Genomic DNA, 14,644 nt, shown 5'->3' on the forward strand with positions numbered 1-14,644 from the left:
CAGAATGGGAGGGGACGGGAATGAAAATTCAGAAGAGCGTCCGGCAGCGCCGGCAGGAAAAAATCCGCCGCCTGACAGAAGATGGCACGAAAGCGTCCGGAAGACTTCCGGTACGCCGGGAACATCGCACGGATCCGGCATCTCCTTATCGATACGATGCATACGACAGCGGTGCTTTTGATTCGGAGAGGTTTCCGATCCGGGATGATCATAGAGGCTGGCATGTGGGAAATCCATTCCCGAATCTAAACGTTACGGCGGGCGGCGAATACGGCGATCCGGATAACGATCCGGAGAAGGCCTGGAAAGAGCAACAGGCCGATTGGTGGCGAACGGGAGCTGGCGGGTTCGAACGGACGCCTTACATTAGGCAAGCGCGGGGAAAAGGAATGGACGACAGCTCCCGGGACCGGCGCTCCGGCGGCACTTACGGCAGCGAAGGCGGCGGGCCGCTGCTGCGCGAGCTGAGAATGAGGCTGCTGGCGGCGGCCCTGCTGTTCGGCGCCGTATGGGGTCTGTTTCAGGCGCAGGGCGAGTGGGCAACCGGCGGGCAGTCGTTTGTAACCCGGGCACTGACGCAAAATATGGATTTTCAAGCGGTAGCGGTATGGTACCGTGAAACATTTGACGGCGCCCCGACGTTTATACCTATATTCGGCGGCAGCGATAACGAAGCGAAGAGCGTGGCGGGCACCGTGAAGCTGCCGGTTACCTCGCCGCTTGAGGGAGGATCGATCGTGCGCACGTTTGCCGAACTGCTCAGCGGCGTTGAACTTGCCGGGAAGCCCCAGGAGGACGTCGGCGCAGCGCAGGAAGGCCGGGTGACGCTCGTATCCGGCGACAGCGGCAGCGGCTTCACCGTTGTCATTCAGCATGCCGGAGGGCGTTCGACGATATACGGCAACATGAGCGCGGCGGAAGTGAAAAAAGGCGACTGGGTGCAGCCCGGGCAGACGATCGGCGAGCTGGGGCCGCAGGTGGGGACAAGCGGCACGGCGCTGCTCTACTTTGCCGTCAAGCAAAATGACAGCTACGTCGACCCTGCGGACGTGGTCCCGATTGATTAAAATTAGAGGCATCGTCTGGTCGCTGCACCCCTTGTTTGCGGTTATTATGCTCATGTCCGTGCTGACCGGATATTTTATCGAGCTGCTGACGCTGTTTACGCTTGTGCTGATCCATGAGATCGGTCACGTGGCTGCGGCTCGCGGCTTCGGCTGGACGGTGCGCGCGGTGAGGCTGCTGCCGTTCGGCGGAGTTGCGGAGATGGAAGAAGAGCCCGGAGCTCCTTCCGCCGAAGAAGCGGTCGTCGCCCTGGCGGGTCCGCTGCAAAACGTATGGATGGGGGCGGCAGCCTGGGCGCTCGGCCATTTCGGGCTGATGGATTCTGCTGCGGCCGCTTATATTGCCGAGGCGAACGCCATTCTCGTTCTATTTAATATGCTCCCGATTTATCCGCTGGACGGCGGAAGACTGCTTAAGGTGGCACTAAGCTTCAGCTTCAATTATTATAAGGCGCTGCAGGGGAGCGTTGTGGTTGGCATGGCGCTGAGCGTCCTGATGGTCGGTTATTCGATCTACCCGCTCTTTTTCGGCGGCGGCGTTCATGCCAATTTGCTGGCCGTAGGTTTCTTTTTGCTTGCGAGCAATTGGACCCAGCGGCGCAATCTGCCGTTTGTGTTCGTACGTTTTTTGATGCACCGGGACCGGGTGGCGGTGCGGCGCATCACGCAAGGGGCGCATGCGCGGCCCATCGTCGTGACGGCCGGTCAGTCGATCTGGTCGACCGTACGGCTGTTTTTGCGCGAGCAGTATCACCTCGTTTATGTGATGGAAGAGCGGGGGAAAATTGTGCGCGTGCTGCCGGAACAGCGCATAATCGAAGGCTATTTGGCGGGAGACCGTGCAGTTTCGGACCTTTTCAGGTAGAATAGAATCTGGATCCACCGATCATTCGATTGCTTGTTATCATGGACAACTAACGGTCTTTGGCCGCGCAAGGCAGGTGTGAGCGGATAACGATGAAAACGATGCTGATTCATGAAGAAGGCGAACTGCTGCAAACGGCTGTGCTGCACAACGGGCGGATCGTTGATTTTTTCATGGAGCGCTCCGAAACGGGCGGGCTTGTCGGCAACATCTACAAAGGCAGGGTCGTCAACGTACTCCCCGGCATGCAGGCGGCGTTCGTCGATATCGGATTGAACAAAAACGCTTTTTTATATATTGACGAGCTGCTGCAGCCAACCGATGAGAAGCGCCAACGGGACAAGCCGTCGATTACGGAGCTTGTGCGTCCCGGTCAGGAGCTGCTCGTTCAGGTCATCAAGGAGCCGCTCGGCAGCAAAGGGGCGCGCGTGACAAGCCATTATTCGCTGCCCGGCCGCTGGCTCGTCTACATGCCGAATGCGGATTACGTCGGCGTTTCCAAAAAAATCGAGTCCGAAAGCGAACGCAACCGGCTGCGCGGCGTGGGCGAGTCGCTCCGGCAGCGCGGGGAAGGAATTATTATGCGGACGCTTGCCAAGGGCGAGAGCGAGGAGTCGCTTCGAAGCGATCTGATGCAGCTGCGCCAGACGTGGGAAAACGTCCGCTTGCGGTTCAAAGCGGCGAAGCCGCCGGAGCCGGTGCTGCTTGAAGCCGGTTTGCTGAGACGGATTTTTCGGGACATGCTCTCCTCCGATATCGATGAAGTGTGGGTGGACGATCCGGCGCTGTTTGAGGAAGCGGCCTCGATGATCCGCGAGCTGGCTCCTGCGATGGAGGGGCGTTTGCGCCTTTATCCTGCTCACGGCTCGGTGTCGCTGTTCGAAAAATACGGAATTGCGGAGCAGCTTAACGCCGCGTTCCAAACGCGCGTCTGGCTTCCGAGCGGCGGCTACCTGATCTGGGAGCAGACGGAAGCGTTAACCGTCATTGATGTGAACACCGGCAAATTTACGGGGACGAGCGGGCTGGAGGACACGGTGTACCGGACGAATCTCGAAGCGGCGGACGAAATCGCCCGGCTGCTGCGGCTGAGGGATGTCGGCGGCATCGTCATCGCCGATTTTATCGATATGGAAGCTTCGACCCACCGGGAAGCGGTGCGGCAGCGACTGGAAGAGTCGGCGGGCGGCGACCGTACCAAATGCCAGATCCACGGCTGGACCCGTCTCGGATTGCTCGAAATTACACGCAAAAAGACGCGGGAGAACGTCGGCCTGCAATTTTACCAGCTGTGCGAGACGTGCGGCGGCAGCGGGAGACGGTATGTCGGGCTTCCGAAAGCGAGACGGGGCGCCGACGCGGGCGGCCATCGTCCGCAATAGCGCTTTTTGCACCTTATACCGATAAGGAATAAAATTGCAGTTGAACCGTACGGTTTTGTGTGCTACAATACTTGGGTGTATGTCACGCAAGACATACTCAGGTACCGCTCCGGAGGGGTTAATTCAAGTGCGGAAGGGCTTTGCCCGCAAGCCGCCACCTTATCCAGGCGAGTCTTGTATAACAAGGAGGTGCACCAATCATGTTCGCAATTATCGAAACAGGCGGAAAGCAGTACAAAGTTCAGCAAGGAGATGTCATCTACATCGAGAAACTGAACGCAAACGAAGGCGAAAGCGTAACGTTTGACCGTGTTCTGGCCGTATCCAATGGCGAAGGTCTCGTAACGGGAACTCCGGTTGTATCCGGCGCTACCGTTTCCGGCAAAGTCGAGAAACACGGCAAAGGCCAAAAGATCATCGTTTACAAATACAAAGCCAAAAAGAACTACCGCCGCAAACAAGGCCATCGTCAACCGTACACGAAAGTTACGATTGAGAGCATCCAGGCTTAAGGGGCATTCTCATGATTTCCGTAACGATCACAAGGCGGGCTGATGGGCGAATCGCTGCTTTCGCAGTGGAAGGGCACAGCAATTACGCCAAATCTGGCCGGGATATCGTATGCGCGGGCGTTTCCGCCATTACGGTAGGAACCGTCAATTCGATTGAGGCTCTTACCGGCGTGGAGCTGCCGGCTTCCATGAAGGACGGCTGGCTGCAAAGCGACATTCCGCAGCTGGGGGACGAGGCCGCCGAGGCTAAGCTTCAACTGCTGCTGGAGTCGATGGTGGTTATGCTGGACGGCATACGAGAATCATACGGCAAGTATATCGATATACAGGAACAAATCGTGTAACGAAGGAGGGAAACAACGATGTTGAAACTGAATCTTCAGCTTTTCGCCTCCAAGAAAGGCGTAGGCTCCACGAAGAACGGACGGGACAGCCAGTCGAAACGTCTGGGCGCAAAACGCGCTGACGGACAAGTGGTAACGGCCGGCAACATTTTGTACCGCCAACGCGGAACGAAAATTCACCCGGGCAACAACGTAGGTATCGGCAAGGACGATACGTTGTTCGCGCTTATTGACGGCGTAGTCAAGTTCGAGCGTTGGGGACGTGACCGCAAAAAAGTGAGCGTATACGCAGTGGAAGTGGCTCCGGTAGCTGCAACTGTAGAAGCTTAACAACCGGCAAGCGACCCGGCCTGACTAGACAGGCCGGGTTTTTTTGTCGGGAAGCGGCAGCAGGACGCCGTCACCCGGGACTTTCCGGTCCGCAGCCGGCCTGCGGCATTCCGGTGAACGCATTTCGTCTCTTAAGAGAGTCACCTTAACCGAGAAAGTGGGATTGTGAAATGAATCGCTTTGGAGCGGCAAAGCTGAGTGCGGCGGTATCCGTGCTGCTGCCGGCGGCTAGCGTCATAATTTGGCCATCCCTGCTGTGGGTGCATGCGGTGTTCGTCTTTTGGCTTGCGGGTGCATCCGCCGTGTGGATTGCCGCCGACCGCAAAGAAGGGGCGGGACGGCTGGAGCGAGCGGTGCAGGCGGTGCAAAAATCGGCCATTCATACGTTGAATCATCATCGCCATGACTGGATGAACGAGCTTCAGGTTCTGTATGGATATATCCGGATGGGTAAGCCGGATAAAGCGGTCGCAAGTGTGGAAAAAATAAGAGACAAGATGGCGATTGAGAGCCGGATCTCGAAGCTTGGCGTTCCGTCTCTGGTCACTTTTATTCAGTCGTTCCGCACATTTTCCCATTCGCTGCAGCTCGATGTGGATATTGATACGGGGCTTCAATTCGAAGATTTGCCGCTTGACCGTCAAGCCATCGCCGATGCTATTGTCGATGTGGTCAATGCTTACCGGTTCCAGGTCAAGCCGGGACCAGGCGAGCCCGCCACATTGCGGCTGAGGATTTACTGCAGCGATAACAGCCTTCAGGTTGAGCTGCATTACGATGGCGATATTAAAGATGAGGATCAGCTGCTTCAAATATTGAAACAACGCCTGCTCGGAACGCCGCTGCAGGCCGCGCGGCTGACGCAGTTCCACCATGTGCTGCTGGAGGCAAAGCTGTCCGCTTGAACGGAGGATTATCATGTTTGTCGATAAGGCAAAAATATTTGTAAAAGGCGGGGATGGCGGAGACGGCATCGTATCGTACCGCCGTGAGAAATATGTCCCTAACGGAGGTCCCGCAGGCGGCGACGGAGGCAAAGGCGGCGACGTCATATTCCGGGTCGACGAAGGGCTGCGCACGCTGATGGATTTCCGCTATCAGAAGCACTTTAAAGCGCAGCGCGGCGAGAAGGGCAAGCCGAAGGGGATGCACGGCGCGGGCGCGGAAGATATGATCGTCCGCATTCCTCCGGGTACCGTCGTCATTGACGACGATACCCAGGAAATTATCGCCGACCTGACCCGTCACGGACAAGAGGTCGTCGTGGCCCGCGGCGGGCGGGGCGGCAGAGGCAACATGCGCTTTGCGACGCCGAACAATCCGGCCCCGGAAATTTCCGAGAACGGCGAAGAAGGTCATGAGCGCTGGCTCGTGCTGGAGCTGAAAGTGATGGCGGACGTCGGTCTGGTCGGGTTCCCGAGCGTCGGCAAATCGACGTTGCTGTCGATTGTTTCGTCGGCTAAGCCGAAAATCGGCGCGTACCACTTCACGACGATTACGCCGAATCTCGGCGTCGTCGACGTCGGCGACGGACAAAGCTTTGTCATGGCCGATTTGCCGGGACTGATCGAAGGAGCCCATGAAGGGGTCGGCCTCGGTCACGAGTTTTTGCGGCACGTCGAACGGACCCGCGTCATTATTCATGTTGTCGATATGGCCGCTACGGAAGAGCGCGACCCCTATGAGGACTGGGTCAAAATCAACGAAGAGCTCGTGCTTTACAACCCGAAGCTGGCGGAGCGCCCGCAGATCATTGCGGCCAACAAGATGGACATGCCGGAAGCGGCGGAGCATCTGGAGGCGTTCAAAGCCCGTCTGGCGGAGACCGCATCGGACCGGGAATATGAGATTGTTCCGATCTCTTCCCTGACGAAGGAAGGTATTCAGGAGCTGCTGTACAAGGCGGCGAAAGCGCTCGAATCGGTGCCGGATGCGCCTGCTGTCGAGGAAGTGAAGGATGTCACCGAGCGCAAAGTGTACAAGCACGAGGCGCGCCAGGAAACGACGTTCCGGGTATACAAAGAAAACGAAGGATTCGTTGTCGAGAGCGAAGCGATCGAGAGTGCGATCAAACGCGTCAACCTCAATTCGTACGATGCGGTGATGCGTTTTGCCCGCATGATGCGTAAGATGGGCGTCGACACCGCCCTGCGCAAAATCGGAGCCAAGGACGGCGATACCGTCCGGATCGGCGATTTCGCGTTTGAATTTTTCGAAGGCAGCGATTACTTCCACGAGTAACGAGCTTCCGCCCTTGCGGCGGGAGCTTTTTTCATCCTTGACACTGAAAAAGATGCCGCTGCGACATGCTGTCCAAAGAACCTTAGATGTTACGGGAACCTCAGATTATCCTCTTCTTTGCTTTGTTTCCAATATGATACAATTGACCGAAAAGGAGAGTGGATACTAGTGGTTAAATATTTACTCATTGGATTAATATTTCTACTGACTGCATGCAGTGCTCAAGATACAACCGATAATCTGCCGGAATGGGAATTGAGCGGAACTTTTGAAGCTGGCGGAGTTAAGATGTACGGAAAAAAAGACCGGTTAGGGTTTGTACCTCAAGGCAATAGCGATATATCGAAAGGTGGACACTTTATCATTTATTTCTGGGGAAAGCAAGAAGAATTAGCGAGTACATACAAGCTAATAGGCGTACACAAGGAGACGGGGATAACACAAACATTGTATCCCGAATGGGATGTTTCAAGATCGAAAAATCCGGTAGGAGCCGATGCGCAAAGTGGAGCCAAATTCGTGCTGGACAAAGAAGGAAATAAAAAAGGAATGTGGCGGCTTGAAGTATACATGGGTGATCGATACTTTGATAGTATCGTTGTAGAAGCAACATGACTCTACTCGGCAGACGAATAGGATAATATCAAAATTTGACCAATTACTCCTAAAAAAAGTGGATCTTGTCAAGATTCACGGTCTAGAATTTTATTTTTTGTCTGAAACCTGCCTCTTTTTCTTGGGAAAAGCAGACGCGGCTGCGCAGAAGGAGCCCTTTGTCACCTGAACAAAGCAAGCCTCCTCGAACAAACTCATGCCTTTATTTAAAAGACGAAATAGAAGTGCAGTGCCGAATTTCATTCCCTGTTCACTCCCTGGTGATAAGGGAGCGGAATGGCTGGTTCGGAGTCGGAGAAGCGATAGCGATCGGAGACCCGAACCAGCCATGCAGCGGCCTTCTTTCAACCAATAATCCGCGGCGCTCATTTTCACCGCCCAACCTATTGCCGTTCCTCCCGTATTACGTTATAATGTCCACTATATAAGAACAACTGTCTTTTATAGGAGGACGTTTTGATGGCGGTACGTTACTACGTCGTCCGCGAGGATCTTTTGCCCGAAGCGATCGTCAAGACGGTAGCGGTGAAGGACATGCTCAAGCGGGGAGAAGCGGCTACCGTGCACGAGGCGGTGGAACGGGCCGATTTGTCGCGGAGCGCCTTTTACAAGTATAAGGACGGCGTGTACACGCTGAGCGAGCTGGAGCGGGGACATATCGTGACGTTGTCGATGGATTTGGAACACCGCTCCGGCGTGCTGTCGAACGTGCTCGGATTGCTTGCCAGGCGAGGGGGAAATGTGCTGACCATCAATCAGAGCATTCCGCTGCAAGGGCTTGCCAATGCCGTCATCTCCATCGATACGGCGCCGCTGACCGGGGAAATGAGCGAGCTTCTGGAAGAGATCCGGGAGCAGCAGGGCGTACGCAACGCAAGCATAATCGGACAAGGATAACAGCCAGATATCACAGCTGATTGACGGAAAATTGAATGTTGGAGGAAATCGATATGAAGCCGGTAAAAGTGGGACTGCTCGGACTGGGAACGGTCGGAACGGGCGTGGTCCGTATTGTGGAAGGTCATCAGGAAGATTTGCGCAGCCAGGTCGGATCTCCGATTGTCATTGAAAAGGTGCTTGTCCAAAACAAGGACAAGGCGCGCAGCATCAGCATCGACGCATCGAAGCTGACCGAAGATGTTGCGGACATCATTTATAATCCGGATATTGATGTCGTCGTCGAAGTGATGGGCGGCATTGAACATACAAAGCAGCATATCCTTGAGGCGCTGTCGAGAGGCAAGCATGTCGTGACGGCGAACAAAGATTTGATGGCGCTGCACGGCCAGGAAATACTCGCCAAAGCGGCCGAGAACCGCTGCGACGTGTTTTACGAAGCAAGCGTGGCGGGCGGCATTCCGATTATCCGGACGCTGATCGAAGGCTTTTCGTCGGACCGGATTACGAAAATAATGGGGATCGTCAACGGGACGACCAACTATATTTTGACGAAAATGAGCCAGGAGGGCGCATCCTACCTCGATGTGCTGAAAGAAGCGCAGCAGCTTGGATATGCGGAAGCAGATCCGACCTCGGACGTCGAGGGCCTGGACGCCGCACGCAAAATGACGATTCTCGCCCGCCTTGGCTTCCGCGCCGAATTTGCGCTCGAGGACGTTTCCGTACAAGGAATTTCGGGTGTGTCGAAAGAAGATATTTTATATGCAAAACGTTTAGGCTACGAAGTGAAGCTGCTCGGCATTGCGGAGAGAAGCGACGACCAAATCGCGGTCAGCGTTCAGCCGACGATGGTGAAGCAAAGTCATCCGATCGCCTCGGTGAACGGCGTGTTCAACGCGGTCTACGTACACGGGGAAGCGGTTGGGGAGACGATGTTTTACGGAGCCGGCGCCGGCGAGCTTCCGACCGCAACCTCGATCGTCGCCGACCTTGTCGCCGTCGTGAAAAACTTGAAAATCGGGGTCAACGGACTGCAGGACGTCGCGTCATACAAGGAAACGAAGCTCAAAACCGACGAGCAGATTTCGTCCAAATACTTTTTGCTGCTGCACGTTGACGACAAAGCGGGCGTGCTGGCGCGCATTACGCAGGTGTTCGCCGAGTACGAAGTGAGCCTCGAATCGGTTCTGCAGCAGCCGAATCCGCACAATCCGGAAGCCGAAATCATCGTCATTACGCACGATGCGAACAAAGCGGCGATGAACAAAGTGCTGCAGGCGTTCGACTCGCTCGAAGTGATCCGCAAGGTGAAAAGCATTTACCGCGTGGAAGGCTAAGTGTAAGCTGCTGCCCATGCGGGCGGCGCATGTGACGGACCGCCAGATTGCAGCGCAGCGACGCGCGCTGGAGCAGAGCGGCGCGAAAGGATAGGAGTTTTTGCAGATGAGAAAAAGCGAGGATGCGATGAAAACGGTCCGTTCGTACACGCTGCAGCCGGTTGATCGCAAGTACGCGGCCGCCCGGGCTTAAGCCGAAAGGAAGGAACGTTTTCACGGATCAATCGCAAATTGGAAGGTGAACGTATTGGCAGGGCGTACTATCATCGTCAAAGTTCCGGCCAGCACAGCGAATCTCGGACCGGGATTTGACTCGCTCGGCATGGCGCTCTCGCTGTTCGCATGGATCGAGATGGCCGAAGGGAACGGACAAACAGTAATTAAAATGCACGGCAGCGGTATGGACAGCATTCCGGCCGACAAGAACAATTTGATTTATAAAGTGGCTCAGCTCGTATTTCGGGAGGCGGGCGTTTCCGTTCCTGAGCTGAACATTACGATGTACAGCGATATTCCGCTGACCCGGGGGCTAGGCAGCAGCGCTTCCGCCATCGTCGGCGCGCTTGTTGCCGCGAACGCATTGATCGGCAGCCCGCTGACGGAAGACAAGCTGTTCCAGATGGCTTCCAAGCTGGAGGGGCACCCCGACAATGTCGGGGCTTCGCTGTTCGGCGGCATCGTAATTTCCGCTTTTGACGGCCGCCGCGCCGATCATGTGCGCCTTGAGCCGCATCAGGCGCTCGATGTGCTGGTCGCGGTTCCCCGCTTCCAGCTTTCGACCGAGAAGGCGCGGCATGCGCTTCCAAAGCAAATCGGCATGGCCGATGCCGTCTTTAATGTGGGACGCAGCTCGCTGCTTGTTGCGGCGCTTGCGTCCGGACAGCTGCACCTTATTGCCGCCGCGATGAAGGACCGCCTTCATCAGCCTTACCGGGCGGCGCTTATTCCCGGCATGGCGGAGATATTGGATGGCGCCGCGCACCATGGCGCGCTCGGCGCGGCCCTAAGCGGGGCGGGCCCGACGGTGCTTGCGCTGTGCGAAACGGGCAGCCCAAGGGCGGGGGAGCTCGAAAAGTATTTGATCGATACGTTTGCCGAAGCCGGGGTAACGGCTGATACGATGTGGTTGAAGCCGTGCGTCACCGGCCCGGTAATCGCCGAGGTAACCGATGAACAAGCGAAAGTTCCCTTTATGGAGCGGATAAAAGGAGAAGTGCGGGCATGATAAGCGTAGCGTTGCTGCCGGAAGGAACGGTTTCCGACGAGGCGGCCCGGTATCTTTGCGGTAACGATGGGGCCGTCAGGGTATACCGGAAGCTGATCTCGGATGTGTTTTTGTCTACCGTAAACGGGGATACGGACTACAGCGTCATCCCGATTGAAAATACGATCGAAGGATCGGTCAGTATGCATCTGGATTGGCTCATTCACGAAGTCGATTTGCCGATTCAGGCGGAATGGATCTACCCGTCGATTCAAAATCTGATCGGCCGCAGCAGCGAATGCCGGGGCGACAACGGCGAAATCGACTTCGGCCGCATTGTGCGGGTGATGAGTCACCCGGTTGCGATGGCGCAGTGCCAGGAGTTTCTGCGGGCCAATCTTCCGCATGCGGATTGGAAAAATGTGAGCAGCACCGCCGAAGCGGTCCGCATCGTGCAAGAGAATCCGGGCATGGGACTGGCGGCGATCGGCACCTCGATCGCGGCGGAGCATTTCGGGCTTGACGTGCTCGCTCCCGGTGTGACCGATCACAGTAATAACTTCACGCGGTTTTTGCTCGTGGGGAAGGAGCCGTTCAGGCTGAAGGAGTCGCCGGTCCGCAAGACGACCATTCTCGTGACGCTGCCGGAAGATTATCCGGGCGCGCTGCATCAGGTGCTGTCGGCATTCGCTTGGCGCCGCATCAACCTGTCGCGGATCGAGTCGCGGCCGACGAAGAAACAGCTCGGCACGTATCATTTTTATATTGAAATCGAGATGGCGCTCGACACCGTTCTGCTGCCGGCGGCGCTGGAAGAAATTAAAGCGATCGGCTGCGGGGTACGGATTCTCGGCTCTTATCCGCTGTTCGCGTATGAAGGTCGTCAAGGCTAGATTCGGCGTCAACGACTGCCAATGAGCGTTAACCAAAATGAAAGCGGAGGTGCGGCAGCGATGGCAGAGCAGGTCATTGTGCGGCAAGCTCGGGCTTCCGCTCAAGGAAGAGCCGTTTACGCTGCATGACGTTTATGTGGCCGACGAGGTTTTTTTTACCGGCACCGCTGCGGAAGTGATCGCCGTTCGCGAAGTGGACGGCCGCACGATCGGCTTAGGGCAAGCCGGCCCGGTTACGCTGCGGCTGTTGGCCGAATTCCGCCGCTTGGTCGAAACCGACGGCGTACGGGCTTTTTAAATCGCATACTTTCCTCAATCATGGACCGGCACCGTCGGAGCTTACAGGCTTTGACGGTGTTTTTGCGTCTATCCGCTTTTTCGCCTCATTCGTGATCGGTCACGTTCATATTATTTTTTTAAAAAGGGCGACACCCGCCCATCTTCTGCATAGGATGTAAGGATTGGCAGGAGGCCATGCGCCGCTGCATGCCAGAACGTGAACAGGAGGTATTTGGCGAGTGAAGATCCATATCGTGAAAAAAGGAGACACGTTGAGCTTAATCGGCAAAAAGTATGGAGTGACGGTGGATGAAATTTTGAAGCTGAATCCGGGTATTGAAAACCCGGACGTCATCGATGTCGGTTTAAAGGTAAAGGTTCCGTCTCCTGCGCCAGGGGACAATGTGATGCATCAGCATCTCGTAAAGCAGGGCGATACGCTGTGGAAGCTGTCCAAGGCTTGGGGAATTCCGCTCGGCGACCTGATTAAAGCCAATCCCCACATCAATAATCCGAGTGTTCTGATGACCGGTGATATCGTCAATATCCCGAAAGTAAGCTCGCTGTCGGATGCTGCCGAGTTGAAGGAGCCGAACCCGATTCCGCCGGGCTCGGGCATTCTTCCGCAGTCGGTAAACGCGGTGCCGCCCGCCGGAAATGTGGCCCCTATTCATGAAAAACCGAATACAGCGCCGATCCAGGGCAAGCCGTCAACGGCGCCTGTACCTAATGTGCCTCCGGTTAAGCCGTTGACCGAAATGATTCAGAAGCCGTCCACGCTGCCTGTCCCGGCGCCGCTTCCCGCTCCGCCTGCCCCCGCTCCGGTTCCGGAGAAGAAATTGCCCGAAGCGAAAGCGCCTGAAACCAAGTTGCCCGAAGCAAAAGCACCCGAAGCGAAAATGCCTGAGGCGAAAGCGCCTGAAGCGAAAGCACCTGAAGCGAAGTTGCCTGAAGCGAAAGTGCCTGAAGCTAAAGCGCCTGAAATGAAAAAGCCTGAAATGAAGAAGCCTGAGGCAAAGATACCGGAAGCGAAAAAGCCCGAAATGAAAAAGCCCGAGATCATGCCCGAAATCAAAAAAATGGAGAACCCTGCCCCGGCTGCCGTTCTTCCGTATCAGCCGAACATTAATCTGTTTGAACAGTACGGTGTTCCTGCTGCCGATGCGGCAGCCATGTACGATTTTCCGAAAATGCCGGAAAATACGGAGGCGGTTTACGGTGGCTATGGGATGCCCAATCAGACATATCCATACCATGGAATGGGAACGATGCCCGGAGGCGGATATCCAACGGATGCATGGGGAACCGGATATCCCGTCATGCCTGCAAGTACATGGGGTTCGCCGATGATGACGGCCGAGACATCCCCTTGGTCCGTCGGCTCTTACCCTAATGTGCCGGGGGGAGAATCACTGTTGAACGCCGCCGCTCCGGTTGCGCAGATGCCGAAAAAGGAATTTATCGGTGCTGAAGGCTTTGGCGGCCCTAACGATAACGCCCCGGCCCATATCGGAGCGGCAGGAACGAAGCCGGCGGCACCCGCGCCATACACACCTTATGTAGTTTATCCCCCCGTGCCTGGGTCGGAAAACGTGATGCCGTACGCCAACACCGCGCTTGGAGCGGAAAATATAATGCCGTACGCCAATCCCATGCTTGGAGCGGAAAATATAATGCCGTACGCCAATCCTGCGCTTGGAGCGGAAAATATAATGCCGTACGCCAATCCTGCGCTTGGAGCGGAAAATATAATGCCGTACGCCAATCCCGCGTTTGGGGCGGAAAATATAATGCCGTACGCCAATCCTGCGCTTGGAGCGGAAAATATAATGCCGTACGCCAATCCCGCGCTTGGAGCGGAAAATATAATGCCGTACGCCAATCCCGCGCTTGGAGCGGAAAATATAATGCCGTACGCCAATCCCGCGCTTGGAGCGGAAAATATAATGCCGTACGCCAATCCCGCGTTTGGGGCGGAAAATATAATGCCGTACGCCAATCCCATGCTTGGGGCGGAAAATATAATGCCGTACGCCAATCCCATGCTTGGAGCGGAAAATATAATGCCGTACGCCAATCCCATGCTTGGGGCGGAAAATATAATGCCGTACGCCAATCCCATGCTTGGAGCGGAAAATATAATGCCGTACGCCAATCCCATGCTTGGGGCGGAAAATATAATGCCGTATACCTTTCCGGGCTATGGCGCCTTGGGCGGCGCCGCTCAGCCAAACTTGCCGCTGCCTATTTATCCGGCTATGACGGCAGGGTACGGTTACGGCGGGTGGCCGGCTCCTTTGAATGCGGCCGCTATGAACCCGCATACGTATCCGTACCCCGGCTATTCATACGATCCATATAAGGCTGCCGAGGCGGGTAAGGGGGCGAAAGAGGACTGTAACTGCATTGGCAAGGAGGCGCGCACCGAAGAGGCTGCAACCGCGCTTCAATCCGAACCAGAGCGGAAACCGGATAAAAAAGGCAAGTCCCATTCCAAACCGGCGAAGGAAACCGCAAGCCTCAAGCAGGCCCGCAAACCGGTCGTCCGCACCGCCAGTGCCAGACCGCCCGGCATTCGGGTAAGAAACAGCAGACCTTGGATTAACAGTTAAGAGCGGAACAATATGGACTCTCGTGCCAAAGATGATCGCGGCGGCACGGGGGTCTTTTTTTTCATG

Annotated in this window: 14 protein-coding genes and 1 pseudogene; all 15 read left to right on the forward strand. The window is 56.0% G+C overall.

The window, feature by feature from the left end:
- The first annotated feature begins 20 nt into the window (after positions 1-20).
- On the forward strand, positions 21-1,067 hold the full coding sequence (locus VN24_RS17755) for a M23 family metallopeptidase (protein WP_045671493.1): 1,047 nt from the start codon (positions 21-23) through the stop codon (positions 1,065-1,067).
- Positions 1,060-1,929, forward strand: coding sequence for a M50 family metallopeptidase (locus VN24_RS17760; RefSeq protein ID WP_045671494.1), 870 nt, complete (start codon positions 1,060-1,062; stop codon positions 1,927-1,929). The genes VN24_RS17755 and VN24_RS17760 overlap by 8 nt, the downstream gene beginning before the upstream one ends.
- Positions 1,930-2,021: 92 nt before the next feature.
- The gene (locus tag VN24_RS17765) at positions 2,022-3,311 is read left to right on the forward strand and encodes an Rne/Rng family ribonuclease (protein WP_045671495.1); all 1,290 of its coding nucleotides are present in this window, start codon (positions 2,022-2,024) and stop codon (positions 3,309-3,311) included.
- A 200-nt stretch (positions 3,312-3,511) separates the two neighbouring features.
- Positions 3,512-3,823, forward strand: coding sequence for a 50S ribosomal protein L21 (gene rplU, locus VN24_RS17770; protein ID WP_045671496.1), 312 nt, complete (start codon positions 3,512-3,514; stop codon positions 3,821-3,823).
- Positions 3,824-3,834: 11 nt separating this feature from the next.
- Positions 3,835-4,167, forward strand: coding sequence for a ribosomal-processing cysteine protease Prp (locus tag VN24_RS17775; protein ID WP_045671497.1), 333 nt, complete (start codon positions 3,835-3,837; stop codon positions 4,165-4,167).
- Between the two features lie 18 nt (positions 4,168-4,185).
- Positions 4,186-4,497: a 50S ribosomal protein L27 gene (rpmA, locus tag VN24_RS17780; RefSeq protein WP_045671498.1), complete on the forward strand. Its 312-nt coding sequence runs from the start codon at positions 4,186-4,188 to the stop codon at positions 4,495-4,497.
- A gap of 170 nt (positions 4,498-4,667) precedes the next feature.
- Positions 4,668-5,402 (forward strand): Spo0B domain-containing protein, encoded by a 735-nt coding sequence (locus tag VN24_RS17785; protein ID WP_045671499.1) that lies wholly within the window; start codon positions 4,668-4,670, stop codon positions 5,400-5,402.
- Positions 5,403-5,415: 13 nt separating this feature from the next.
- Complete coding sequence (gene obgE / locus VN24_RS17790; RefSeq protein ID WP_045671500.1) at positions 5,416-6,738, forward strand: GTPase ObgE; 1,323 nt, start codon at positions 5,416-5,418, stop codon at positions 6,736-6,738.
- A 168-nt stretch (positions 6,739-6,906) separates the two neighbouring features.
- Positions 6,907-7,353, forward strand: coding sequence for a hypothetical protein (locus VN24_RS17795; protein ID WP_045671501.1), 447 nt, complete (start codon positions 6,907-6,909; stop codon positions 7,351-7,353).
- A gap of 459 nt (positions 7,354-7,812) precedes the next feature.
- Positions 7,813-8,250 carry an ACT domain-containing protein gene (locus VN24_RS17800; protein WP_045671502.1) on the forward strand — a complete coding sequence of 146 codons (438 nt, stop codon included), beginning with the start codon at positions 7,813-7,815 and terminating at the stop codon, positions 8,248-8,250.
- A gap of 53 nt (positions 8,251-8,303) precedes the next feature.
- On the forward strand, positions 8,304-9,590 hold the full coding sequence (locus tag VN24_RS17805; protein ID WP_045671503.1) for a homoserine dehydrogenase: 1,287 nt from the start codon (positions 8,304-8,306) through the stop codon (positions 9,588-9,590).
- A 247-nt stretch (positions 9,591-9,837) separates the two neighbouring features.
- Positions 9,838-10,815, forward strand: a complete 978-nt coding sequence (gene thrB / locus VN24_RS17810) for a homoserine kinase (protein WP_420798577.1) — start codon at positions 9,838-9,840, stop codon at positions 10,813-10,815.
- A complete protein-coding gene (gene pheA / locus VN24_RS17815; RefSeq protein ID WP_045671505.1) occupies positions 10,812-11,687 on the forward strand; it encodes a prephenate dehydratase in 876 nt (291 codons plus the stop codon). Before thrB ends, pheA begins: the two co-directional genes overlap by 4 nt.
- A 76-nt stretch (positions 11,688-11,763) precedes the next feature.
- Positions 11,764-11,985, forward strand: a pseudogene (locus VN24_RS17820) (branched-chain amino acid aminotransferase); the annotation flags it as partial.
- A 220-nt stretch (positions 11,986-12,205) separates the two neighbouring features.
- Positions 12,206-14,578 (forward strand): LysM peptidoglycan-binding domain-containing protein, encoded by a 2,373-nt coding sequence (locus VN24_RS28255; RefSeq protein ID WP_052703025.1) that lies wholly within the window; start codon positions 12,206-12,208, stop codon positions 14,576-14,578.
- Positions 14,579-14,644 lie beyond the last annotated feature (66 nt).

It is taken from the genome of Paenibacillus beijingensis, from assembly GCF_000961095.1.
Taxonomy (GTDB): domain Bacteria; phylum Bacillota; class Bacilli; order Paenibacillales; family Paenibacillaceae; genus Paenibacillus_O; species Paenibacillus_O beijingensis.

What these genes read in the sequence shown, in the direction of transcription:
- obgE (WP_045671500.1), top strand. Translation starts at nt 5,416, where the DNA reads ATGTTTGTCGATAAGGCAAAAATATTTGTAAAAGGCGGGGATGGCGGA.
- VN24_RS17800 (WP_045671502.1), top strand. Translation starts at nt 7,813, where the DNA reads ATGGCGGTACGTTACTACGTCGTCCGCGAGGATCTTTTGCCCGAAGCG.
- VN24_RS17755 (WP_045671493.1), top strand. Translation starts at nt 21, where the DNA reads ATGAAAATTCAGAAGAGCGTCCGGCAGCGCCGGCAGGAAAAAATCCGC.
- VN24_RS17765 (WP_045671495.1), top strand. Translation starts at nt 2,022, where the DNA reads ATGAAAACGATGCTGATTCATGAAGAAGGCGAACTGCTGCAAACGGCT.
- rpmA (WP_045671498.1), top strand. Translation starts at nt 4,186, where the DNA reads ATGTTGAAACTGAATCTTCAGCTTTTCGCCTCCAAGAAAGGCGTAGGC.
- pheA (WP_045671505.1), top strand. Translation starts at nt 10,812, where the DNA reads ATGATAAGCGTAGCGTTGCTGCCGGAAGGAACGGTTTCCGACGAGGCG.
- rplU (WP_045671496.1), top strand. Translation starts at nt 3,512, where the DNA reads ATGTTCGCAATTATCGAAACAGGCGGAAAGCAGTACAAAGTTCAGCAA.
- VN24_RS17785 (WP_045671499.1), top strand. Translation starts at nt 4,668, where the DNA reads ATGAATCGCTTTGGAGCGGCAAAGCTGAGTGCGGCGGTATCCGTGCTG.
- VN24_RS17805 (WP_045671503.1), top strand. Translation starts at nt 8,304, where the DNA reads ATGAAGCCGGTAAAAGTGGGACTGCTCGGACTGGGAACGGTCGGAACG.
- VN24_RS17775 (WP_045671497.1), top strand. Translation starts at nt 3,835, where the DNA reads ATGATTTCCGTAACGATCACAAGGCGGGCTGATGGGCGAATCGCTGCT.